Here is a 23096-nt window from a genome sequence, read left to right as displayed (position 1 = left end):
TTTCTACCCCCATGGATTTTCTGTCGGATATCGCATATTTTTCGGCTGATTAAATCCTATTTCCTCAACCTCTACTCCAATATACTTAAATACCTCATATAATGTTTTTCCAAAATGTCCAAACGCAACAGCTCCATGATGAGGAAAATTCTTTTCAATTAATACATGTCGATAAAATCTTCCCATTTCCGGAATTGCAAACACACCAATGGATCCAAAAGACTTTGTTTTTACTGGAAGAACTTCTCCCTGTGCAATATATGCACGAAGTTTTGTATCTGCAGTACTCTGTAATCGGAAAAATGTAATATTACCTGGCACAATATCACCTTCTAAAGTTCCCTGTGTTACTTCCTTTGGAAGAGTTCTTGCCATAATTTTCTGATATTTCATCTCACAGAAAGAAAGTTTGCTCTTGGCTGTATTTCCACAATGGAATCCCATAAAAGTATCTTTTTGTGTATAATCAAAACTTCCCTTAATATCTTCCTCATACATGTCTTTCGGAACTGTATTATTAATATCTAACAATGTTACGGTATCCTGACTGATAACTGTTCCAATAAATTCACTCAGTGCACCATAAATGTCAACTTCACAAGATACAGGAATCCCCTGATCCGTCAACCGGCTGTTCACATAACACGGAACAAAGCCAAACTGTGTTTGGAAAGCAGGCCAGCATTTTCCAGCAATTGCTACATACTTTCGATAACCTTTATGATCCTTTATCCAATCTTTTAAGGTCAATTCATACTGAGCCAGTTTCCTTAAAATTTCAGGCTTTTTATTCCCAGCACCTAATTCCGCTTCCATTTCTTTTACAATCGATGGGATTCTTTCATCCCCCGCATGTTGTTGAAATGATTCAAACAAATCCAGTTCAGAATTTTCTTCAATCTCAACTCCTAAATCATATAATGCTTTGATTGGCGCATTACAAGCCAAAAAATTTAATGGGCGAGGTCCAAAACTGATAATTTTCAATTCACTTAACGCTTTTACAGTTCTTGCGATTGGAAGAAATTCATGGATCATATCTGCACATTCTTCTGCCGTTCCTACCGGATATTCAGGAATATAAGCTTTCACATCTCGTAATTTTAGATTATAACTAGCGTTCAACATTCCACAATAGGCATCTCCTCTGCCGTCTTGTAAATGATCTCCACTTTCTTCTGCTGCCGCCACAAACATTTTCGGCCCTTCAAAATGTTTTGCAAGAAGCGTCTCTGAAATTTCCGGTCCAAAATTTCCCAGATATACAACCAGTGCATCACATCCGGCTTTTTTAATATCTTCTAATGCCTGTACCATATGGATTTCACTCTCTACAATACAGATCGGACATTCATAAATATCATTTTCATCATATTTTATTTTATATGCTTCCACTAAAGCTTTTCTGCGGTTTACAGATAAACTCTCTGGAAAGCAATCGCGGCTGACTGCCACAATTCCAATTTTTATCTTTGGCATATTTTCCATTTTTCTTCTTCCTTTCTCTATTCTAAAGCGATATTTTCACCAATCAATCCACAGAATGCGCCATCAATAGCTGCTTCTTCATGTGCAATCAGCCATTTATTTCGCGCTGCTAAAAGTTTATCTTCCCCATTTGAGAACACTGAAAATGTCAATTTCTCATTTGTGCCCTTCGGGAGAATTACAACACATCGAAATCCGTTTTCTTTGGCAGTACATGGAGCATAATGAAGTGTTGTAGCATATAATTCTATCATGGTTCCTTTTGGTACATAGAAAGCTTCTATTTTATCTGTTTGATAATGATACTCCTCATCAATATCCTGTTGCATTCCTAACATTAAAATTATATCTGTTGCAGCCAGATTAATTTCAGAAGAACGATGGTATTCTACTGCATTCAGCTTTTTATTGTTTCCATTACAATATCCGATTTGGATCGGCATCCCGCCAAATGTTCTGTTTTGGATTTCTTCGGCCAGTGGAAGATTTTCTAATTCTTCCACTGACGCTACATAAATTACATTTTCCGGCAAAGGTGTATTTTTCATTTCATTTAATAGCTCTAATGTCTGATATCCCTGTAAGATTTTTCCATACTTTTGAAATGAATTGCTTGTGATATCTTTTATTTTCATAAATTTTCCCTTTATAACCTTAATATTTATTCCTTTGTTATATTTTGTAATAGCTCATCATATTGTTCCGCTGGCAAAAATTTATCTACTGCATAAAATTGCGCTCTTGGTGATTGTTTCTGTGCACGCTCTAACAATTCATTTTGTGTGATCACCAATGTATTTTGATCAGCAGATAAGTTACGGATTGCCTGGTTAGTAACCTGAATTGGAAGTTTCATTTCTTCTACTTTCTTTCGGACAATGGAAGCTCCAAGTGCACTGGATCCCATTCCAGCATCGCAGGCAAAAATAATCTTTGTAACCTCTGCATTGTTAGATACATTTGTATTTAATTTACCGCTTTGTTTCATCTGTTTTGTCATTTCTTCTGCTGCTTCGAAATCATCGTCAGATTCATCTGTCCCTGATATTTTATGAACAAAAGAAGCTGTTAAAAATGTTACAACGGTTGCAACGAAAATTGCTAGAATAATTCCGAAATGATTTCCCCTTGGTGTTACTGCCATGAAAGCGAAAATACTTCCTGGAGAAGCCGGACTGATCATTCCCACACCTGTAAGCATTAAAGTTGTCACTCCTGACATGCCACCTAAAATTGCGGGAATCAAAAGCAATGGATTCATTAATACATATGGGAAGTAAATTTCAGCAATTCCGCCAAAGAAATGAATGATAATTGCTCCTGGTGCTGTTTTCTTAGAATTTCCTTTTCCAAATACACAGTAAGATAATAAGATTCCAAGACCAACTCCCGGATTATCAATTGCAAACATCATAGATTTTCCAGTTTCCGCAACTTGATTTAATCCTATCGGTGTCAATACTCCAAAATTTACTGCATTGTTAAGAAATAGTACTTTTGCCGGCTCCATAAAAATGCTGATCAATGGAATTAATTTATGTTCAACTAATACATTCACCCCATTGGTTAAAATAATATTTAAACCATTAAAAATCGGACCTACGCCTACATAGCATACAATTGCCATAATTGCTGCAAAAATACCAGCGCTGAAATTGCGGACCAGCATTTCGAATCCTGCCGGAATCTTATTTTCATATAATGCATCAATTTTTTTCATCAAAAAGGCAACTGTCGGTCCAACAATCATTGCTCCTAAAAACATTGTTACATCACTACCTACAATTAGTCCCATTGTAACCATTGCTGCAACGACCGCTCCTCGTGTCTCATAAATCTGTTTTCCACCTGTATAAGCCACTAAAACAGGCAATAAATAATTTAATGTTGGTGCCACCATTTCATTGAAATCTTTATTTGGCAGCCATCCTGTATCAATAAATAATGCAGCCAATAGACCCCATGCAATGAAAGCCAAAATATTCGGCATGATCATTCCACTTAAGAAACTTCCAAATTTCTGTAATTGAACGCGTACTCCTTTTCCTTTGTTATCATTTCCCATTTCTTTTGTTCCTCCTTATTTTTCTTCTGTATATTTAAAATATCTAAATGTTGCCGGACATCTCATTCCCGTCAAATCATTACAATGAATTCCTACAAATGCTCCTGTAAACGCACTTCCCGTTGGTCCCAAAAATGGTTTTGCAATATAATCATCTGACAATTTATAAGTATCAAATTTGACCGGAAGTGCTGTCCATTCTTTTCCGTCCAAAGAGTAATAAAATTGATAAAACTCTTTTGTCACCTTTACTTTCAGATAAATTTGATTACCTTCCACTTGAATTTTTTCCTGATCTTTCAGAGGCCAGGTTAAGGCAGATGCTTCACAGGATAAAATATTTAAGATTTTTCCTTTTTCTTCGTCATAAGTTACATGTAATGTTGTCCAGTTTTTGCTATTGTAATAACATACCAGACCAGCCATTTGTTGGAAATATTCAGGTAGAAAATTAACAACAGTCTCTGCCTCAAAATTAAGTGATTCAAATCTTCTCGCAATCATGGACTGCTCAAACACAGAATACAGAGACTCTTGTCCATATAAAACCAGACCCTGATCTTTTATTTCTCCCATTTTTTCTGTAAATGGAACTCTTAATGTCTGAAACTCTTTTGGAATTCCATCTTTAAAATATTTTTTTTCATCTGGTGCAGGCCACATTTGTTCTGGTAGATTTGGCTGTTCTACATATTGCTGTGCCGTTTTTCCGCCGACAATATAAGGCCACCCATCTTTCCATTCTACTTTTGAAATTGCCGTCTCTCTTCCTAAGGTACAAAATCCTCTTTCCTCAAAAATTCCTTTTTGTTTCCGCTTAATCGGACGGCTTGTTAGGTAAGTAACATACCATTCATCACTATCCGTATGAACTAAGGAAGCATGTCCTGTCTTTTGCAAATAATTTTCCGGAGCATACCATGCTGTCAAAATCGGATTATCCGGATGTACTTCATAAGGGCCTCTTAAATTCTTGGAACGTGCTACGGTAATGGAATGTCCAAATTGAGATCCCCCTTCTGCTGTAAACAGATAATAATATCCATCAATGTAATACAAATGAGGTCCCTCTGTTTTCTGTAACTTTGTTCCTTTAAAAATCATTTCTGGTTTTCCAACTAATTCTCCTTTTTCCACATCAAACTCCTGCAGACTGATCCCATAATTCCATGGATGATAATTTCTAAAATCATATACCATATTCAAAACATATTTTCTGCCGTCGATATCATGAAATAGAGAGGGATCAAATCCACTGGCATTTAAGAAAACCGGCTCACTCCATTCTCCATCAATTTCATCTGCTGTCACTACATAATTGCGGACATCTTTAAAAGCCCGGTGTTCTCTCATAATAGAGTAAACCAGCCAAAATTTATGATCTGCATAAGTCAAACATGGCGCCCATACTCCGCCACTATCCGGAATCCCCATCAAGTTTAATTGACTTACCCTATTTAACGGTCTACAGATCAGCTTCCAGTTCTTTAAATCCCTAGAATGGAAAATTTGTACTCCAGGAAACCATTCAAAAGTAGATGTTGCAATATAATAATCACCTCCTTTTTTACATATGGCCGGATCCGGATTAAATCCTCGAATTATTGGGTTTTCTATCATCTTTCCTTCTTTCCTCCTTTTCTTCTAAAAAGCAATTTCTTTTCTATCTGTTTCATAGTATAATAAATTCTAATCATGATAACCATCTCATTTCACACGGTAAACTTACCAAAAATCACGGAGAAAAAAGATATGAAAAAAGATTTATACAGCCACCTAAAGAAACTTCCTTATCTTGATACCAGTATTTCCTTTTTTTCAGCACACAAACAGCATGTTCCTCATGGCTGGAAAGGGTACCCCTCTTCTCACACTGCTTTCGAAATACTTCTAATTCTTTCCGGAGAACAAGAATCTATCATTAACCAAAACACATATATTTTGAAAGAAAATGATATTTTACTAATTCCACCCGGAATTTTGCATGAAAATCATTGTTTTTCAACGAAAGGTATGACATACTTTGCAGCACATTTTGATATTGATGATCCTGCCTTGAGATACACAATGATTAAAAATGGGCGTCTCATCTATCCGGACTGTACTCCAGAAAACTCTACAATTCGTTCTATTTTAGATGAGTGGATACAATTATATGATAAAAAAACTGCGTATACCCTTTCAGACCGTTTCCTTACTTTAGAAATTCTGGCTCGTTTAATGACTGCTTTTGTGAAGATATCTGAAGAAAATGAGGAAAATGAAGTTAACATTCAGATTCTTAGTATCGCACGATCAATTGCTGAAACTATCCAGCATAATTTCAATACCTTCTTCTTAAATGAAAACAGAGATAAAGAACAATTATTAATGAAGAATATTTATCGCGAGGCAAATATCAGCATGAGTTATGGATTGGAAGTTTTTAAAAAAATCTATGGGATATCACCAAAAGAATATTTGGATCAACTGAAATTCAAAGAAGCGAAACGGCTGATTCGAAACCCTAACATTTCTATTGAATCTATTTCTGATCAAGTTGGATATTCCAATGTTGCTCATTTCAGCCGTCAATTTAAAAAATGGGCAGGAATCTCTCCTAAAATATATCGTCAAAAAACAACATCTTTTGACCCTTCTCTTTAATAGAAAAAAAGATTATGGATTTATTCATTTCTCCATAATCTTTTTTAATATTTATTCTGCTTTCAATCCTACATAAATATGGATCTCTGCTTCTTCCATATCGTCATTTTGATACTCCTCAAAATCATACAAAAACGTGCGTGGCAAATCCATCTCCCATATTTCCTGCCAGCCTTTTGCAACCGCTTCTACCATGTCACCTTTGATTACAAATTTAGCATATTTCCCTGCTGGTATTTTACGTACTATGAGATCTTTCATTTCTTTTGGCTCTTCACTGATTTCACAAGCTATCATAACAGTATAGTCTCCTTTGTCATCAGCAGCATAATCTGTGTAGATTCCTAAAGCTTTATCATTTGCTTTATGGGAAATGTTCTCATATATATGCTCATTAAAAAAACGATTCCATAGTCCGCCAATTACCCGTCCCATATCCGGACTCATATTATTTGTGCGAGCCTCAATTCCTGCTACGATTTTCTCTTCCAATGTTACAACTTCATAATTCATAAGCTTTGTCTCCTTTTCCTATTCATTTTCTAATGACAAAGCTATCTTATCATTTGTAACATGACATCCATATGTCATGGTTCTTTATACTTTTTCAACAATTTTTCAGCAAATTCTGCCAGCTCCTCTCGCAATTCCTCTGGTTCAAGAATTTCTGCTCTATCTTCAAAAGTCAGAAGCCACTGAAAAGCACTTTTCTTATCTGTAAAGTTGGTACAATATAGTAAATGACCATCCTCTTGTTCTTCGAAATGATCCAAACCACATTCTTCTATTAATCTCCATTTACACTCCGATGTAAACAATACCTTTACCGGATACTCATAAGAATACAATTCTCCCATTGAAAAATCAGGCATCTGGACTGTCCTGCCACTATACGGCTCTTCTGTGTTTGAAAGTTCTGTCATGCGGTTTAGTTTAAACATACGGAAGTCCTGCCTGATAAGACAATATCCCCATACATACCAGCTGGACCATTGAAATAAGAGATAATATGGCTCTATCTGTCGTACACTCTCTCCACAAGGTGAAAAATAATGAAATCCAACCTTTTTTCTATCCTGAATGGCACGATGAATCAATTCTATTTTGGGCGATAAAGAGGTTCTATGCCATGACGATAAATCGATTAAAATATGCTGATCCCCCGCCATAATATTTTTTGATCCCGGAAGTAATTTTTCCATTAACTGACTATAAAAATTCGTTTTACTGACACTGTCCAGACTTTGAAGTCCTGCCATAATCGCCTGCATTTCTGCGGTTGTCAGTAAAGTTTTATCCATCTTGTATCCTTCCATAATAGAAATTCCGCCATTTTGTCCCTGTGTCGTTACTAAAGGAATTCCTGCTTTGCAAAGATGTTCGATATCTCTTTGAATCGTACGCCTTGATACTTCAAAACGCTCTGCCAGATCAGGAGCTGTTACTTTTTCTTTTTGCAGAAGAACCACAAGGATTCCCAGCAGACGATCAATCTTCATGTTTTTTTATTTCTCCTATCACATTTTAAACATTGGTACTTATCTACTGTTTTCAAATATTATACATGATTTCTTTATCATATCCAACTTTGGAATTATAGTTGGGCATTCCTCCTGTTTTAAAATTGAATTAAGATAATGTGTTACCTGTTCCGTGTCAAATTGAGGCAGATAATTTTTCTTCATAAAACTAATTTCCCGTTCTTTGGCCGCATAAAAATTCTTTGTTGATATTTTTCCTCGTACATCATAAAGGCCTTTTTCAAAATATAGGGCACAATGTTCTTCCACTCGATTAATCATAATGATGGATCCCTGGATTCCCTGATGTAAAAAATCGGCCAGCCAATAACATCCACCAGTCAAAAATAATTTTTCCCAGTTTTTTTCAGAAAAATACTGTTCCAAAAGCCTCAGTACTTTTTGATAATATTTCACTACACTCCATACCTTTCTCTATAAATTAAATATAATAAAGGACTCCATACATCTGGTTGATCAGATATGCAGAGTCCCTTATCCGGAAGGAAATAAGATGTTATATATGTTTCATGAAAGATTTCTTCCAAAAAACCCCTATTTATCAATGAAACTATAATTTCTTCTTAAGATTTCTAATATCTCTTCGTATTCTTCTACATACGCCTTGATTATCTTTGTCTCTTTCCATTAAAATTTCCAATCTTCTTTCTAATAATTTAATTTTTGCTGTATTGTCCATTTTTATACCCTTTCCAAGAAAACCTTCTATTTATCCTGCCCCTTATACTAATATTACAATGAAGTTTCCTTGAAAGTGAAGTGAAATAATGGTATTGTTAATGACAAAATCGCAATAATGGAGGAAAACGGATGAATACACAGCAATTAGAAAGTTTTATTCAAGTCGCAGAAAATCTAAATTTTGCAAGAGCTGCTGAAGTGTTAAACATTACACAATCTGCAGTTTCCCGCCAGATCAATTCCCTTGAGGATGAATTAGGAGCCAAATTATTTCACCGTTCAACAAGATCCGTGGCTCTTACTCCTGCGGGAATCAGTTTCCTTGAGGATGCAAAGGAAGTCCTGAAAAGATTGCAGATTGCTTCCCTTAAAATCCAAAAACAAACCGAATTCAATACTCAGATTCTTTCCATTGGATGCAGCAATGCTTCCAATTTGATTTTCTTATCAAAAGTTTTGCAGCAGTGCCGCTTGCAAATTCCCGAACTGCACCCTTTTATTCGGATGATTCCGTATCGTTCCATTTTAAACCTCTTTATACATGGAGAAATTGATATCCTTTTTGGTTTTAAAGATGATATTCCCATGCGGGATGGCATCATTTACAAAGAACTGACCCGGATTCCCATTTGCTGTGCCGTTCCAAGTGCCCATCCCTATGCAGATAAAGATGAAATCAACGAACAGCAGCTCCTTTCCGAGGATATGATTATTTGTAATTCTTACGAAATTCCCTCAAAAGCAGCAAATGTTCAAAATCATTTAGAAAATAAATTTTTACCTGATTCTATTTACTATTGTGAAAATCTTCAAGTCATGCTTACCCTTGTGAAGGCAGGCTATGGATTCGCAATATTACCTGATAGAGCTTGTGAAGACTCTGAAATTACTTTTATCCCTCTGTCCGGATATGATGCAATACCCTATGGAATTTTTTATAAGAATTCCGCAAAAAATGCATCCACTAAAAAATTCTTATCTATCATACAATTAATACAAAATGAAGTAACGATATATGACTAAACCCAAAAAAATAAGAGAAACGCTGTAAATTCAACGTTTCTCTTATTCTTAACTCATGCCGCAGACCGGAATCGAACCGGTACTCGATTTAACTCGAACAGGATTTTAAGTCCTGAGCGTCTGCCAGTTCCGCCACTGCGGCAAAATGGTGGGAGAAGGATTCGAACCTTCGAAGGCGTTGCCAACAGATTTACAGTCTGCCCCCTTTGGCCACTCGGGAATCCCACCAAGTCATTTACCTGACAATTTAAGATTATACTTTATCATCAGGTAAAATGCAAGTATTTTTTTCATTTTATTTTAGTTTTCTTCATAAAATAAAGCTTCAAACTCTGCCTGGTTAATTCTTTCTTTTTCCAGCAGAAGTTCTGCACATTTATGAAGGACATCCATATGCTCTTCGATCATTGACTTTGCGTCGGTATAACACTTGTTGACAATCTTCTTGACTTCTTCATCGATAACAGTAGCAATATGCTCTCCATATGGTCTTTGCTGACCGATTTCTTTACCTAGGAAGACCTCATCACTGTCACCTGTATCATAGTTGATCAGACCCAGTTCCTCTGACATACCAAATTTAGTAACCATGGAACGTGCCAGCTGAGTTACCTGTTTAATATCCTGAGATGCTCCTGTGGTAATATCATCAAATATCAGTTCTTCGGCAATTCTTCCTCCCAGACTTACCATAATATCCTGAATCATCTTTCCTTTTGTCATAAAGACATTATCTCTTTCAGGAAGTGGCATTGTATATCCTGCTGCCCCCGTTCCTGTAGGAATAATTGAAACAGTATAAACAGGTCCTACATCTGGAAGAAGATGGAACAGGATTGCATGACCTGACTCATGATAAGCCGTAATCTTTCGTTCACTTTCCGGAACCACACGGCTTTTCTTTTCTGTTCCTATTCCGACTTTAATAAAGGATTTGTCGATATCTTCTTTTACAATATAAGCACGATCCTGTCTTGCAGCATGAATCGCCGCTTCATTCATAAGATTTTCCAGATCTGCACCTACAAAACCAGCTGTTGTTCTTGCAATTTCATGAAGATCCACATCATCACCCAGCGGCTTTTCGCGACTGTGTATTTTAAGAATTTCTTCACGCCCTTTAATATCCGGACGTCCGACACCAACTTTTCTGTCAAATCGTCCTGGACGAAGAATAGCCGGATCCAGAATATCAACACGGTTAGTGGCAGCAATCATAATGATTCCCTCATTAACACCAAAACCATCCATTTCAACCAGCATCTGATTTAATGTCTGTTCTCTTTCGTCATGTCCACCGCCAAGACCAGAACCTCTTCGGCGTGCTACCGCATCAATTTCATCGATAAATACAATACATGGTGAATTTTTCTTTGCTTCTGCAAAAAGATCTCGCACACGTGCCGCACCTACACCAACAAACATTTCTACAAAATCTGAACCTGAAATGCTGAAAAATGGTACATTGGCTTCACCTGCAACAGCTTTTGCAAGCAGAGTCTTTCCTGTTCCCGGAGGCCCCACAAGCAGTACTCCTTTAGGGATTCTAGCTCCGATTTTAATAAATTTGGCAGGATTCTTCAAAAATTCAACAACTTCTTCCAGTTCCTCTTTCTCTTCATCCAGACCTGCCACATCTCTGAAGGTAACCTTCTTACCATTTGGATTGGCAAGTTTGGCACGGCTCTTTCCAAAGTCCATCATTTTGCCATTACCGCCGCCATTTTGTCTCATCATCATGACCATAAACAAAATGACAACTCCCACCGGAACAAGTATACCGATAATATTTGTGATCATCTCTCCACTATGATCGATCGGCTTTAAAGTCATCTTTAATTTTGGAGAAACCGACTTCACTTCTTTCATTGTTTCTGCAACGTTGGTAAGTTCACAACTGCGGTAAACATTCTTTTTATATTCTGCTGTCAGTTTTCCTGTTGGTACTTCTTTATTCTGTTCAAATGTTACACTTACTACTTTGTCAGCTTTCACATCACTTATAAACTGCTGATATGAATAATCTTTACTTCCTGTCTGTAACATATTTGAGAAATAATAAATTCCTATAGCAAACAAAATAATCAGTATCAAAAAACCATTACTACTTCTCTTCTGGTTCAATATTATGTCTCCTCTCTATTCCTCTGCCACTCCAATATATGGTAAGTTGCGGTATTTTTGTGCAAAGTCCAGTCCATACCCGACAACAAACTCGTCTGGCACATCAAATCCAATATACTTCACTTCTACTTCCACTTCACGTCTTTCCGGTTTATTCAGCAATGTACAAAGATTTAAAGAGGCTGGCCCTCTGCTCAATAACATAGGTTTTAAATGATTCAGAGTTTTTCCGGAATCAATAATGTCTTCTACTACCAGAACTTCCTTTCCCTGAATCGGTTCATCTAAATCCTTTGCAATCTTTACAATTCCTGAAGACTCTCTGGAATCTCCATAACTGGATACAGACATAAAGTCAATGGTTACCGGTACAGTGATTCTCTTTGCAAGCTCACAGGCAAAAAAAACACTTCCTTTTAAAATTGCAATTAAATGAACCTCTTTTCCCTCATAATCCTTACTAATCTGTGCCCCCATCTCAGCAATTTTCTGATCGACTTTTTCTTCCGAAATTAATTCTCTGATCTTAGCCATGCTATTCATCTCCTTTTTCTCTTATGAATTCCAATTTCAGATATTGTTTTGTTTTATCCGAAACCTGATAATGACTGCTGACTCTTCTGCCAACAATCCAGACAATATGATTTCCATCTGCCGCCAAAGGAATCTGATCTCTCATCTCTCTTGGAATCTTTTCATCAATAAAAAAGCGATTTAAAGATTTCTTCCTTCCCTCAGTTCCAAAAACAAAAAAATCTCCAGGCTTTCGATAGCGCAATTGTATACCATTTTCTATTTTATCATAATCAATGATTTTGATACAATCCTTTTCCAATATATTTGAAAAATCCTGAATTTTTTCCTGCCGAAGAATCCCTTGTACTTGCTGCTTTTTCTCACATCCTTTTTTCTTCAGGATAATATACTGATAACTTTTCTCAGCCACCATCTGATAGGGCAGTGAAATCTGCTTTCCGCTGTCTTTCTCCATCAGGGAAAAAACATCTCTTACATGTCTCTTCTCAATATCTTTTCTTCTTCCTGCTGTTTCCTCCAAAGCTCTTTTTACGATTTGTTTCTGTATCCACAAATCCTGCTTTTTTAAATCTATCCAGTCGATAAGCCTTCTTTCTTCATCTCTTTTTACAATCTTATGATATTGCTTTTCCAATACAGTTTTTAAATATTCCATCACTTCCTGAATATCCTCTGATAAAAATGCAATATGTTCTACCGTCCTGGAATTCACTTCCTCCATCAGCGGTATAATCTGATTTCGAATCTGGTTTCTCGCATATGCATTATCCTCATTAGTGGCATCTTCCACCCAATCTTGTCCTGCATTTATCAATTCTTCCTGGATTTCAGCCTTTTTCATACATAACAAAGGACGAATCAGCGGATCATCAAATGCTTTCATTGCACCTGCACCTTCAATCCCGGTACCCCTGGCAATGCGAAACAAAAAAGTTTCTGCCTGATCATTTTGATGATGAGCAACTGCAATTTTCCCTCCTCCTAATGCATCTCTTTCTTTGTAAAAAATCTCATATCGTGCTTTTCTCCCCGCCTCCTCAAGAGTAAGCTTATACTTTTTGGCTATCTTTTTTACATCCACAGACACTACTTTACAAGGTACCTTCCATCTGGCACATAAGGTTTCTACAAATTCCTGATCTCCTGCTGCTTCCTTACGAATCTGATGGTTTACATGAATTGCTTTTATGGAAAGATTCATCTTCTCCTGAAGAGCACACAAAACCCGAAGCAGATAAACAGAATCTGCCCCACCAGAGACACCAACCAGAATCCTGTCATTTTCCTCTATTAAAGATCTGTTTTTTATAAATTGTATAACTTTTTCCATAATATCACTTTAACATTACAGGATTTTTTATTCAATACTTATCCCAAATTCCCAGAGCAATCATTGTCATATCATCTCTTTTCTCAAATCCTTTTGTCTCCTGTAATTTTTCCATTAGCTGCTCTACAAATGTTTGCGGTCGGATTGCCTGTATTTCTTCCATATATTCACATATCTTTTCTATTCCATCTCCCTCTATGGAATCCAGAACTCCATCACTGACCTGAAGAATCATATCTTCACTTTCCAGCTTCTTACGACAAAAAGGGATTGCTTTATCATCTTTATACGCAATTGGAAGAGTCTCTGACGGCAGAATTTCCACCTTTCCTTTTCTTTTCAAAAAAGATGGACAGGCACCTATTTTCAAGGATGTTCCGATTCCTGCAAACAAATCAATCTGCAGATAATCAATGGTAGCATATTGTTCCTTTTCCGGCTGAAGCAAAAACAAAGAGTGTAGCAATGTAATGGCTTTGGTCTCACTGATTCCTGCTTCTAAAAGTTCTTCCAGAGTTTCAATATTCTTCCTGCTTTCCCTGCTTGCATTATCTCCCGTCCCCATTCCATCTGAAATAATAGAAATAAAACGTTTTTCCCCGATATTCTTCATAGAAAAACTATCTCCGTTCTTATCACCATCCCTGCACGGTTTTGATATAACACCGCCCAACACATGGAATCTTGGTGCTTGTACAAATCCCAGCATTTCATATCCACTGCCAATCATCTTTTTTTGTCCAGGAAGAGGCTGCATTTTTTTCTTTAGAGTTTCTGATAATATCAAAGCTGTCTGTTTCACTGATATTTCACTACTCCTCCTTCTTTTTACAAACAAATAAATCTGCTTTCCTTTTTCCAGATTGTCATAAAAATATATTTCTTTCACCTCTAAATGCTGCTCTTTAAATTGTTTTTTTATGGATTGTTTCAGCTCCTTATTTCCTTTGGACATTTCAAACTGGCCTCCTGCAAAACCTCCCAGCATATTCCCTGCTTCCAGATATTGCTTTCCTATTAGTCTCCGCATTTGTATCAGCCCCTGTTCCATTGACAAATGAAACAACTCTCTTTCATAAATTCTATTGATTTCCTGGATAAATTCCTTCTCTCTTTTGCAGGAACGAAAATTACGGAAATCATCAGATCGTAATCTTCCATACCTCTCAAGGCAGACACCCAGCTGATCCTTTTCTTCCATGGTAAATCTGCATTTTCTTTTTTCTTTACATACGACACACTCTTTCACAATGGCACTTTCCACTACTTCTTTTCCTGATTTTTTTTCAGATATATCCTGATCATAATCATAAAATAACTTTCCTGCCGTCATAAGACAATTCTGCATTTCCTTCATATGATAAGAAATCACCTCATTTAATTCATGAAATAATTTGTCCTTTTCGCACTCTTTTTTACTACGGATTTCCATATCTTATCCCTCCTTCCAATCATTATAAAAAAAGAGCTCCTGATTATTTGTCGATATGTGATATAATAAAATGCAAATTATTTCATCAATTACAAAAGGAGACTGATATGGACCAATTAATTGTTCTTGGTACTGGAAATGCCCGTGCTATAAACTGCTATAATACATGTTATGCCATGAAAAAAAACGATGAATACTTTCTTGTTGATGCCGGAGGTGGAAATGGAATTCTCTCTGCTTTGGAAAATGCCCATATTCCAATAAAAAATATTCATCATTTGTTTGTCAGTCATGCTCATACAGATCATATTCTTGGTGTTATATGGCTGATTCGTCTTGTTGGAACATTTATGAACAACGGAACATATGATGGTGATTTTCATATTTACTGTCACAAAGAACTTGTAGATACCATCAAAACGCTCACTACGTTGACAGTTAGAAAAAAATTTTATAAGTATTTCGATGACCGCATGTTGTTTCATATTGTTGAGCACGGTGAAACAAAAACTATCCTTGGAGATAAATTTATCTTTTTTGACATTGAATCCACCAAAGACAAACAATTTGGTTTTTCCGTAAATATGGACAATGGAATCAAACTTACCTTCGTTGGTGATGAACCTTACCGGGATAATCTCCATCAATTTGTTCAAGGTTCTGACTGGATGCTGCATGAAGCTTTCTGTCTTTATAGTCAACGAGATCGTTTTAAACCTTACGAAAAACATCACAGCACCGTAAAAGATGCCTGTCAGCTTGCTCAGTCATTAAATATACCAAATCTGGTTTTATGGCATACAGAAGATCATGATATGGCCCATCGTCAGGAAAATTATTTAAAAGAAGGACAAAAATATTATTCTGGAAATCTGCTGATTCCTGAAGACCAGGATGTTATCGTATTTTAATTTCATCTATAAAACCCCCTGGCGAGCAGGTTAAAAACCTTATTCACCAGGGGGTTTCAACTAATATTGAAAAGAAAAATGAGAAGCTATTTAATTAATCCTTGTTCGCACAGCATGTTGTATTGTTTTAGGACTGTTTCTGTTATTATATGATCCTCAGGAAAATCTATATATTTACTAATGGTCTTTTTAATTCCCAAAGTTTTTATATCTTTTTGTATTATCTGTGCATTTTCATCGTCCGGATCTGCATATCCAAAACCTGCAGCAAGACCGATGGCAATATTGTCAAAAGGCACTCCATGCTTCCAGTTTACATAGGCTGCACCGGTTAACCGATCTCCTTTTGATACCTTTCGAACTGGATCAAATGCAACACGATGAATAGAATCCGGAAGCACTCCCTTTGCCGGTGCAAAATATACAAGATTATGAACTTCTTCTGGAGTCACTGGATATTCCTTCAGAACACCTTCTGTAATTTCTTCTCTGGCTTTTTCTACGATTTCTGCCACCCAGGAATCCTCTTCCGCCTCCTCAATGGTCTTCCATCCCCTCAGATATCCAAGGAATGCATAAGAGGCATGAGGCCCGTTTACTGCTGTTACTTTAATATCCTTAAGCATTTCAACCTTGTCTACAACTTCCATCCATTCCACATCACTAAAATCATTATTAACAGGTCCTTGAATCAATAAAGAATTCACTGCAACCGTATCAATGTCTGTGGCATAATTACTTTCAGCATCTGTGGCTCTTCGAATAATAGAATCACGGATAACTACATTTTTATCAAACCATGTTTGTGCTTCATCAGATAATAATTCTTTAAAGTATGTCTCATATTTTGGAATTTCATAGTTTTTGTTAGTAATACAAATCAATGTTAATTTTCGTTCTGGATGTACTTCGTAGAATTTTTCAAAACATTTTGACAAATAATGTCCTGCATCTTTAAAATCTTCCGGATACAATGGAAGTACGATCAGGTCAGTCTCTAAAAAAGCTTCCATACAAGAATATCCAGAGTCACAGGTAAAAGCCTTAAAATTCGTAATGGTTCGATTCTGAATTTCTTCCACACGATGAACCTTAACATGAAAACATCCCTGTTTTTCCAATTCCTCTGCAACTTTGGAATCTTTATCTAGAAATGTAATCTTCCATCCGGCATTATCAAACGTCTCCGCTACAAATCCTTTTCCAAGTCTTCCTGCCCCTACGATAAATACATTTTTCATAAATCTATCCCTCGTTTTCTATTCATTCCATGTTTTACTGTTTCTATAGTCATAATAATGCTTAATCCCATCCTTTTACAACACGAAATTTGACAAATAAAAAAATGACAGATTTTTCAAACTAATGAAAAAATAAAAGGTGAGGGGCGGAGAAAAATCTCCGCCCCTCACCTTTGAAAATTATATGAGTGTATTTACATTATTATCATATACTCATTTTTATTAGAATTCAATATAAAATTTAATTTTTTAATTTATAAATTTTACACATAAAATCAGTTTTTCTTTGTGCATAATTACTATTGAGCTTTGGCGATTTTCACTAAACGACTGGTTCCCAATCGATCAGCTCCTAATTCGATAAACTTTTGGGCATCATCAAAAGAGCTGATTCCTCCCGCAGCCTTAATTTTTACATCTGATCCTACATGTTTTGCAAACAACGCAATATCTTCAAACGTTGCTCCTGCTGTAGAAAATCCTGTAGAAGTCTTAATATAATCCGCACCTGCTTCCGTTACTACCTTGCACATCCTGATTTTTTCTTCTTCTGTTAAAAGACATGTTTCAATAATAACCTTAAGAATCTTTGTTCCACAGGCTTTCTTAAGAAGTACTATTTCATCTTTAATCTTGTCAAAACGACCATCTTTTACATCTCCAAGATTGATAACCATATCTATTTCATCTGCACCGTTATTTAAAGCATCTTTTGTTTCAAATTCTTTTACAGCAGCTGTGCTGTATCCATTTGGAAATCCAATCACTGTACATACAGCCATTTTATCTCCCACATAGTCTTTTGCTCTTTTCACATATGATGCCGGAATACATACAGACGCTGTCTGATAGGTTATTGCATCATCACATATCTGTTTGATTTCTTCCCATGTTGCAGTCTGTGCCAGCAAAGTGTGATCAACCGTTTTAAAAATATCTTCTCTTGTCATAGCAGTCTCCTTTTTATTCTTTTTCTAAATTATAATTGATACGATCTGCAAGTTGAAGTCTATTTATTGTAATTTATCTGCAGTTGTCTTTTCTCCACAAACATTCAACTGTTTTTTAACTTTTTCAAGTGTCGGAATGGAACTTTGGCTTCCTGAGCTTTGTACAGAAATTGCTGAAGTCATGGAACTGAGTTTTAAAATATCCAGCAATGACATATTCCTGTATAATCCATATGCAAAAGCTCCATGGAAAATATCTCCGGCTCCATTGGTATCCACTGCTTTTACTTTATAAGCAGGAAGATGGCATACCTGTCCATCCTTCTTATAAAGCAGCCCTTTCTCACCTAAGGTGATAACTGCATGTTTCCCGTTAATTGCTTCAACTTCTTTAAATATTTCCAGACAAAGAGCCCAGTTTTCAATGTCTGGAGTTTTTCCAGTATATTGTCGTGCAAAATCTTCTGAACAAACCAGATAATCCACTTTTTTAGCAACTTTTAATGTGCTTTCACGACATGTTCCTGCATCTACAACAGAAACTGCCTCTTTATATGTCTCAATAGCTCCAATACTAATATCCGGTTCATGTCCATCACTTAAAATTACAGACACATCCTGCTTTGGATAGATATACTCTAGATCTTTTAGCTTACCCGGAAAATTAAACAATGTTCTTGAACCATTATTACTATTGGAAAAAATATAACTGTGAGGAGTTGCTATTTCATCATCTGGAATCAGGTAATCAAGTCCCACATGAACACTTTCTGCAATCTCTCGAAGTTTTTTCCCATATTCGTCATTTCCCAGTCTGGTAATTAGTGAAACATCAGCACCCCAAAGTCCACAAAGATATGAAGAATTAAATGCCGGACCTCCACCACTTTCATATTTTTCAAGGATTCGATATTTTTGGTTCTCCACTATTGGATCTGTCAGCGGTATTGTAATATCATAAGCAGACTGTCCAATACAAAAAATACTTCCCATAAGATTTTCTCCTTTTATTCTTCCACTAAATTATATAGTTCCTGAATAACTGCAGGATAATCAATTTTTGTAAAATCAGTAACATCAAGCTCTATCAAATGTCCCAGCTGAAAAGTTCCATAACCACGATTTTTGCAACGATCCATAAATATATCATAAGTCACCAAACAATCTGCTTTAGAACGGTCTTCCAGAACATCTCCTTTATGATAGCAGGATACCAGATGACTTAAATGACGTTTTGGATCCAGATCTCTTTTTTTTGAACGCTGATAAAGCACTTCCAGATCACCAATCAGACGAAAAGTAACCACCTGATATCCATATTTTTCTGACAGACCTGAAATTCTACTTTTCTGTTTATCACTAAAGGGATAATCTGAAATGATTGAATCTCCTTTTTGCAGATGTTCTTCCATAACTTCATAATATTGCTTCCAGCTTTTATTTTCAATACAGACTTTTTCTTCCATGTTATTAAATCCGTATTGATCAAATAATTTTTCTTTCATTTCATCCTGGGACACTACTATAAATTCTGGCAGTTTTTCTAAAATCTTATTGCAGAGATAACTTTTTCCCGTAGCTGGATATCCTGCCAGTAAAACGATAGTTTTTTTCATTTTCTGACCTCCAAATTTTCTCAAAAAAACAATAGGCGGGGATTCCTCCCCGCCATACCTAAATCATTATCGGTGAATATCACCAAAGAACCTATAATTTAAATAAAGAAGCCTTTTCCATTACGATTTCTTTGATTCTGTCGTTTGCAGGTCCTAACAGATTACGTAAAGATGTTAATGGTGTTACATCATCTGCTGTAAATGTTTTGCTTACGACTTCAATGTAGTTTTTATTTAATTCTGTTCCTACATTGATTTTCTTCATTCCTTCACGTACACAACGTTTCATATCTTCATCAGATACTCCTGTTCCTCCATGAAGAACCAGTCCAACATCACCCAGTTTTGATTTTAATTCTGTTAACAGTTCATAGTTAATCTTTGCTTTAGATTTGAACTGTCCATGAGTTGTTCCGATAGAAACAGCCAGTGCATCAACATTTGTTTCTGATACATAATAAAGTGCATCTTCTGGTTTTGTGTACATCGCTGCATCTTTTTCTACAACAACACCTTCTTCTGCTCCACCAATAGAACCGATTTCACCTTCTACGGATACTCCATTTGCATGAGCATAAGCAACTACTTCTTTTGTATTTTTAATGTTTTCTTCAATAGGAAGAGAAGATCCATCATACATTACAGAAGAATATCCTAAATCAATTGCTTTCTTTAATGCTTCGATATCTTTGCAGTGATCCATATGTAATGCAACACTGATAGAAGATTTCTCAGCTAAAGCTTTTACTGCTGCAATTAATGGTTCGAAACCAATATATTCAGCTGTTCCTAAAGATGTCTGAATGATAACAGGTACATTCAGTTCCTCTGCTGCTGCAATCATAGATGGCAACATTTCAAAACAATGCAGGTTAAATGCACCAACAGCACCTTTTCCTTCGTTTTCTTTAAATAAGTCAATTAAATTTTTATACATGATATTATTACTCCTTTATTATGTCCTGCGGTCTCACATGTTTCTCATGCTTTTACGCATTTCCACGAATGATGTCTTTTGACATTTGCATAAGTCCCTGAACTTTTTCCATATACTCTTTAACTTTTTCGTCATCTTTTGCTTCTGCAGCTTCCTGACGTTTTTTGTTATACAGTTTCATCAGATCTGTTGAAGCTTTTCCATGCTGTTTACAGATTTCCAGACTCTCTTCATAATATTTTATTGCCTGGTCTATTTCTTCTGCCTGAGTATACAAAGATCCTATTTCATTAAGTACCTGGACTTTGTCATTACCTTCTTTTCCTTCCAGTTCTTTTATTTTTTCTTCTGCTTTAGCAAGAAGTTCTTCTTTATTTACAACTGGAGCTGCTGTTTCCTCTTTTTTCTTTTCTTTCTTTTTAAAGAAAAACATGTTTGATCCCTCCAAAAGTCTTTTTGTCATCAAAATTTTCTAACAAAATTCCTATCACGACTTCAAATTAAAAGATTCCTGTAATAGATTTAATAATCATGAAGAAGAATCCTGTAAATACTGTATCTACATCAGTACATGTCATGTTCTGGAATCCGATTTCTCCTAACATTGGGGAAAGCAGTGCTGGAATGATGATGATGAAGATACCATGTGCAATACATCCGATCATTGTTCCACGACGTCCACCAACCTGGTTAGCAAAGATACCTGCTGTACCACCTGCAAAGAAGTTACTCATAACACCTGGAAGAATCATTGGTAATCCCATAAGTGGTGTAATGAACATACCGATGATAGATCCGATTGTTGTAAAGATAAATCCAAGGATAACTGCGTTTGGTGCATATGGGAATAATACAGGGCAGTCTAAAGCAGGTTTTGAATTTGGTACCAGTTTCATAGAGATTCCCTGGAATGCTGGAACTAATTCAGCTAACAGAAGACGAACACCTGCCATCAATACATACAGACCTGTTACAAACTGTAATGCCTGAAGGAACATAAATACGATATAGTTAGTTTCTCCAGCATATTCTGCACATGCGGCTGGTCCTGCAAAGATAGCAACGATTAAGTAAAATGGAACCATAACTACCATTACAGAAAGATATGTATCCTGTAAGAATTCAAGACTCTGTGGAAGAGCAATATCTTCTGTAGAATGCTCTTTGTCACCTGTTAATTTAGAAATCAATGCTGTAAACATGTAACCAATTGTACAGAAATGTCCTAACGCAATGTCATCACTTCCTGTAATCTGTCTCATAACTGGCTGAGCAAATGCTGGCATTAATGTTGCGAAAGCACCACCAACGATAGATGCAACGATGATCAATGCTACTCCTCTTAATCCTGTAAAGTAAGCAAATACTACACAAAGAGTAGATTCCCATAACAGAGCCTGTCCTGTTAAGAAAATATATTTGAATTTTGTTACACGAGCTAAAATAATGTTGACGATAAAGATACCTGCCAATGTGATAGCGATTTCAGAACCAAGTCCAAGGTCTGTCATTGCCTGACCATTGATACCTTCAATTGATGCTACTAAACCTTTTAATCCAAAAGCCTTATTGAACAAATCACCAAAGATTGCCAATGATCCCTGGATTACACTGGAACCTGCAGATAAAACTAAAAATCCTAAGATAGTTTTCATTGTTCCAGACACAATAGCTCCCACTGGTTTTTTCTGTAATGCTAATCCAAGAAGAGCAATCAGCCCAATAACTACAGACGCCTGTGTTAAAATATTTTTAATAATAAAATTTAAAACTTGCATATTTTCTCCTCACTTTTTCTTGTTTATAATGCTCCAAGTTCCTTTAATACTGGTGTCAGTTTTTCTTTGATTTCATTTTTATCAACCAGACGATCAAGGAACACTGTAGGACAATCAAGTGTATAGCGTTCAAACTGTTTTTCAAAATTCTTTCCTGAAAGAATAATGTCAGCTTTTGCTCCACCTACACTGGAAATGTCTGTATGATCCAATTTTGCTTCCACACCAAGTTCTTTCAGAACAGCTTCCACACTCATCTGGCACGCAAAACTACTTCCAAGTCCTGCACCACATACAGTTAAAATTTGTAACATAATAGCTCCTCCTTTCTTATATGTTAATCACTTTAATTAGTTCCAATCACTTCAAGTAACTCTTCGTAAGTCTCTGCTTTAGCTATATCATCAATGAGTCCGCGTTCTACAAACTCAACGATCATCTTTAGAATATCCATATGGCTCTCACTGTCTACTGCTGAGAAACAAATCATAACCTTTATCGGACTGCTGTCCCCTTCAAATAGTACCGGCTCTTTCAAAGTAATCAGGCTGCACCCGATGTCCAATGCTCCTTCTTCCGGTCTTGTATGAGGCATTGCCAGTCCTTCAGATATAATGATATATGGACCCAGCTGTTTTACAGCTGAAATAATACCCTCCACATAGGATTCTTTTGCAAGTCCCTGTTCTACAAGCATTCCGGCACCAACACGGATTGCTTCTTCCCAATTTGCTGCCTCGACTTTCAGTTTTACATTATTTTTGTTTAAAACCAGCCCTTCCACTTCTTTTTCCTC

23 protein-coding genes and 2 tRNA genes are annotated in these 23096 nt (G+C 36.2%); 3 read left to right on the top strand and 22 right to left on the bottom strand.

The genetic code is table 11. The annotated features are described in order from the left end of the window. Positions 1 to 3 precede the first annotated feature (3 nt). Genes BHF70_RS09805 through BHF70_RS09790 form a run of 4 tightly spaced genes read right to left on the bottom strand, consistent with a single transcriptional unit; the run spans position 4 to position 5173 of the window. Complete coding sequence (locus BHF70_RS09805) at positions 4 to 1488, bottom strand: L-fucose/L-arabinose isomerase family protein (RefSeq protein WP_075760052.1); 1485 nt, start codon at positions 1486 to 1488, stop codon at positions 4 to 6. 17 nt (positions 1489 to 1505) lie between these two features. Beyond that, positions 1506 to 2123: a DUF4867 family protein gene (locus BHF70_RS09800; protein ID WP_075760051.1), complete on the bottom strand. Its 618-nt coding sequence runs from the start codon at positions 2121 to 2123 to the stop codon at positions 1506 to 1508. Between the two features lie 26 nt (positions 2124 to 2149). Continuing rightward, positions 2150 to 3553, bottom strand: a complete 1404-nt coding sequence (locus BHF70_RS09795; protein WP_075760050.1) for a PTS mannitol transporter subunit IICB — start codon at positions 3551 to 3553, stop codon at positions 2150 to 2152. A 15-nt stretch (positions 3554 to 3568) separates the two neighbouring features. Beyond that, positions 3569 to 5173 (bottom strand): glycoside hydrolase family 43 protein, encoded by a 1605-nt coding sequence (locus BHF70_RS09790; RefSeq protein ID WP_075760049.1) that lies wholly within the window; start codon positions 5171 to 5173, stop codon positions 3569 to 3571. 132 nt (positions 5174 to 5305) lie between these two features. On the opposite strand from BHF70_RS09790, the gene BHF70_RS09785 reads away from it, so the two are divergent. After that, complete coding sequence (locus tag BHF70_RS09785; protein ID WP_075760048.1) at positions 5306 to 6199, top strand: AraC family transcriptional regulator; 894 nt, start codon at positions 5306 to 5308, stop codon at positions 6197 to 6199. Between the two features lie 51 nt (positions 6200 to 6250). On the opposite strand, the gene BHF70_RS09780 is transcribed toward BHF70_RS09785, so the two are convergent. The 3 genes from BHF70_RS09780 to BHF70_RS09770 form a co-directional block, all read right to left on the bottom strand. Further along, on the bottom strand, positions 6251 to 6712 hold the full coding sequence (locus BHF70_RS09780; RefSeq protein WP_075760047.1) for a GyrI-like domain-containing protein: 462 nt from the start codon (positions 6710 to 6712) through the stop codon (positions 6251 to 6253). A gap of 74 nt (positions 6713 to 6786) precedes the next feature. Beyond that, positions 6787 to 7698 (bottom strand): helix-turn-helix transcriptional regulator, encoded by a 912-nt coding sequence (locus BHF70_RS09775; RefSeq protein WP_075760046.1) that lies wholly within the window; start codon positions 7696 to 7698, stop codon positions 6787 to 6789. 39 nt (positions 7699 to 7737) lie between these two features. Further along, the gene (locus tag BHF70_RS09770; protein ID WP_075760045.1) at positions 7738 to 8136 is read right to left on the bottom strand and encodes a hypothetical protein; all 399 of its coding nucleotides are present in this window, start codon (positions 8134 to 8136) and stop codon (positions 7738 to 7740) included. A 414-nt stretch (positions 8137 to 8550) separates the two neighbouring features. Here BHF70_RS09770 and BHF70_RS09765 point away from each other — a divergent pair, with 414 nt between their 5' ends. Then, the gene (locus BHF70_RS09765) at positions 8551 to 9444 is read left to right on the top strand and encodes a LysR family transcriptional regulator (RefSeq protein ID WP_075760044.1); all 894 of its coding nucleotides are present in this window, start codon (positions 8551 to 8553) and stop codon (positions 9442 to 9444) included. Positions 9445 to 9500: 56 nt separating this feature from the next. Here the strand turns inward: BHF70_RS09765 and BHF70_RS09760 are convergent. The 6 genes from BHF70_RS09760 to BHF70_RS09735 form a co-directional block, all read right to left on the bottom strand. Beyond that, positions 9501 to 9586 (bottom strand) — tRNA-Leu (locus tag BHF70_RS09760). Positions 9587 to 9590: 4 nt separating this feature from the next. Beyond that, positions 9591 to 9672 (bottom strand) — tRNA-Tyr (locus BHF70_RS09755). Between the two features lie 72 nt (positions 9673 to 9744). Next, positions 9745 to 11571 carry an ATP-dependent zinc metalloprotease FtsH gene (gene ftsH, locus BHF70_RS09750; RefSeq protein WP_408630305.1) on the bottom strand — a complete coding sequence of 609 codons (1827 nt, stop codon included), beginning with the start codon at positions 11569 to 11571 and terminating at the stop codon, positions 9745 to 9747. A gap of 12 nt (positions 11572 to 11583) precedes the next feature. Then, positions 11584 to 12102 carry a hypoxanthine phosphoribosyltransferase gene (gene hpt, locus BHF70_RS09745; protein WP_075760042.1) on the bottom strand — a complete coding sequence of 173 codons (519 nt, stop codon included), beginning with the start codon at positions 12100 to 12102 and terminating at the stop codon, positions 11584 to 11586. A 1-nt stretch (position 12103) separates the two neighbouring features. Then, a complete protein-coding gene (gene tilS, locus BHF70_RS09740; protein ID WP_075760041.1) occupies positions 12104 to 13435 on the bottom strand; it encodes a tRNA lysidine(34) synthetase TilS in 1332 nt (443 codons plus the stop codon). Between the two features lie 31 nt (positions 13436 to 13466). Then, positions 13467 to 14867, bottom strand: coding sequence for a SpoIIE family protein phosphatase (locus tag BHF70_RS09735; RefSeq protein WP_075760040.1), 1401 nt, complete (start codon positions 14865 to 14867; stop codon positions 13467 to 13469). Positions 14868 to 14974: 107 nt separating this feature from the next. Here BHF70_RS09735 and BHF70_RS09730 point away from each other — a divergent pair, with 107 nt between their 5' ends. Next, a complete protein-coding gene (locus BHF70_RS09730; RefSeq protein ID WP_075760039.1) occupies positions 14975 to 15778 on the top strand; it encodes an MBL fold metallo-hydrolase in 804 nt (267 codons plus the stop codon). Between the two features lie 86 nt (positions 15779 to 15864). Here BHF70_RS09730 and BHF70_RS09725 read toward each other — a convergent pair whose 3' ends face one another. The 9 genes from BHF70_RS09725 to BHF70_RS09685 form a co-directional block, all read right to left on the bottom strand. After that, positions 15865 to 17019, bottom strand: a complete 1155-nt coding sequence (locus BHF70_RS09725; RefSeq protein WP_075760038.1) for a mannitol dehydrogenase — start codon at positions 17017 to 17019, stop codon at positions 15865 to 15867. Between the two features lie 299 nt (positions 17020 to 17318). Further along, positions 17319 to 17969 carry a deoxyribose-phosphate aldolase gene (gene deoC, locus BHF70_RS09720; RefSeq protein ID WP_075760037.1) on the bottom strand — a complete coding sequence of 217 codons (651 nt, stop codon included), beginning with the start codon at positions 17967 to 17969 and terminating at the stop codon, positions 17319 to 17321. A gap of 63 nt (positions 17970 to 18032) precedes the next feature. Then, positions 18033 to 18962: a carbohydrate kinase family protein gene (locus tag BHF70_RS09715; protein ID WP_075760036.1), complete on the bottom strand. Its 930-nt coding sequence runs from the start codon at positions 18960 to 18962 to the stop codon at positions 18033 to 18035. Between the two features lie 14 nt (positions 18963 to 18976). Beyond that, complete coding sequence (locus BHF70_RS09710) at positions 18977 to 19585, bottom strand: AAA family ATPase (RefSeq protein ID WP_075760035.1); 609 nt, start codon at positions 19583 to 19585, stop codon at positions 18977 to 18979. A 91-nt stretch (positions 19586 to 19676) separates the two neighbouring features. Further along, the gene (locus tag BHF70_RS09705) at positions 19677 to 20522 is read right to left on the bottom strand and encodes a class II fructose-bisphosphate aldolase (protein WP_075760034.1); all 846 of its coding nucleotides are present in this window, start codon (positions 20520 to 20522) and stop codon (positions 19677 to 19679) included. 52 nt (positions 20523 to 20574) lie between these two features. Continuing rightward, a complete protein-coding gene (locus BHF70_RS09700; RefSeq protein ID WP_075760033.1) occupies positions 20575 to 20955 on the bottom strand; it encodes a tetratricopeptide repeat protein in 381 nt (126 codons plus the stop codon). Positions 20956 to 21022: 67 nt separating this feature from the next. Further along, complete coding sequence (locus tag BHF70_RS09695) at positions 21023 to 22300, bottom strand: PTS ascorbate transporter subunit IIC (RefSeq protein ID WP_075760032.1); 1278 nt, start codon at positions 22298 to 22300, stop codon at positions 21023 to 21025. A gap of 23 nt (positions 22301 to 22323) precedes the next feature. Further along, complete coding sequence (locus BHF70_RS09690) at positions 22324 to 22614, bottom strand: PTS sugar transporter subunit IIB (protein ID WP_075760031.1); 291 nt, start codon at positions 22612 to 22614, stop codon at positions 22324 to 22326. 32 nt (positions 22615 to 22646) lie between these two features. Next, positions 22647 to 23084, bottom strand: coding sequence for a PTS sugar transporter subunit IIA (locus tag BHF70_RS09685; protein WP_075760030.1), 438 nt, complete (start codon positions 23082 to 23084; stop codon positions 22647 to 22649). Positions 23085 to 23096: the final 12 nt, after the last annotated feature.

This window comes from Anaerostipes sp. 494a, from assembly GCF_001940315.1.
GTDB lineage: Bacteria > Bacillota > Clostridia > Lachnospirales > Lachnospiraceae > Anaerostipes > Anaerostipes faecalis.
This window is presented reverse-complemented; position numbering and strand designations above follow the sequence as displayed.

Coding starts and splice junctions, on each gene's coding strand:
- BHF70_RS09725 (WP_075760038.1), bottom strand. CDS start 17,019: ATGAAAAATGTATTTATCGTAGGGGCAGGAAGACTTGGAAAAGGATTT.
- deoC (WP_075760037.1), bottom strand. CDS start 17,969: ATGACAAGAGAAGATATTTTTAAAACGGTTGATCACACTTTGCTGGCA.
- BHF70_RS09690 (WP_075760031.1), bottom strand. CDS start 22,614: ATGTTACAAATTTTAACTGTATGTGGTGCAGGACTTGGAAGTAGTTTT.
- BHF70_RS09795 (WP_075760050.1), bottom strand. CDS start 3,553: ATGGGAAATGATAACAAAGGAAAAGGAGTACGCGTTCAATTACAGAAA.
- hpt (WP_075760042.1), bottom strand. CDS start 12,102: ATGGCTAAGATCAGAGAATTAATTTCGGAAGAAAAAGTCGATCAGAAA.
- BHF70_RS09790 (WP_075760049.1), bottom strand. CDS start 5,173: ATGATAGAAAACCCAATAATTCGAGGATTTAATCCGGATCCGGCCATA.
- BHF70_RS09780 (WP_075760047.1), bottom strand. CDS start 6,712: ATGAATTATGAAGTTGTAACATTGGAAGAGAAAATCGTAGCAGGAATT.
- BHF70_RS09775 (WP_075760046.1), bottom strand. CDS start 7,698: ATGAAGATTGATCGTCTGCTGGGAATCCTTGTGGTTCTTCTGCAAAAA.
- BHF70_RS09700 (WP_075760033.1), bottom strand. CDS start 20,955: ATGTTTTTCTTTAAAAAGAAAGAAAAGAAAAAAGAGGAAACAGCAGCT.
- tilS (WP_075760041.1), bottom strand. CDS start 13,435: ATGGAAAAAGTTATACAATTTATAAAAAACAGATCTTTAATAGAGGAA.
- BHF70_RS09785 (WP_075760048.1), top strand. CDS start 5,306: ATGAAAAAAGATTTATACAGCCACCTAAAGAAACTTCCTTATCTTGAT.
- BHF70_RS09735 (WP_075760040.1), bottom strand. CDS start 14,867: ATGGAAATCCGTAGTAAAAAAGAGTGCGAAAAGGACAAATTATTTCAT.
- BHF70_RS09730 (WP_075760039.1), top strand. CDS start 14,975: ATGGACCAATTAATTGTTCTTGGTACTGGAAATGCCCGTGCTATAAAC.
- BHF70_RS09805 (WP_075760052.1), bottom strand. CDS start 1,488: ATGGAAAATATGCCAAAGATAAAAATTGGAATTGTGGCAGTCAGCCGC.
- BHF70_RS09705 (WP_075760034.1), bottom strand. CDS start 20,522: ATGTATAAAAATTTAATTGACTTATTTAAAGAAAACGAAGGAAAAGGT.
- BHF70_RS09765 (WP_075760044.1), top strand. CDS start 8,551: ATGAATACACAGCAATTAGAAAGTTTTATTCAAGTCGCAGAAAATCTA.
- BHF70_RS09800 (WP_075760051.1), bottom strand. CDS start 2,123: ATGAAAATAAAAGATATCACAAGCAATTCATTTCAAAAGTATGGAAAA.
- BHF70_RS09715 (WP_075760036.1), bottom strand. CDS start 18,962: ATGGGAAGTATTTTTTGTATTGGACAGTCTGCTTATGATATTACAATA.
- BHF70_RS09710 (WP_075760035.1), bottom strand. CDS start 19,585: ATGAAAAAAACTATCGTTTTACTGGCAGGATATCCAGCTACGGGAAAA.
- BHF70_RS09695 (WP_075760032.1), bottom strand. CDS start 22,300: ATGCAAGTTTTAAATTTTATTATTAAAAATATTTTAACACAGGCGTCT.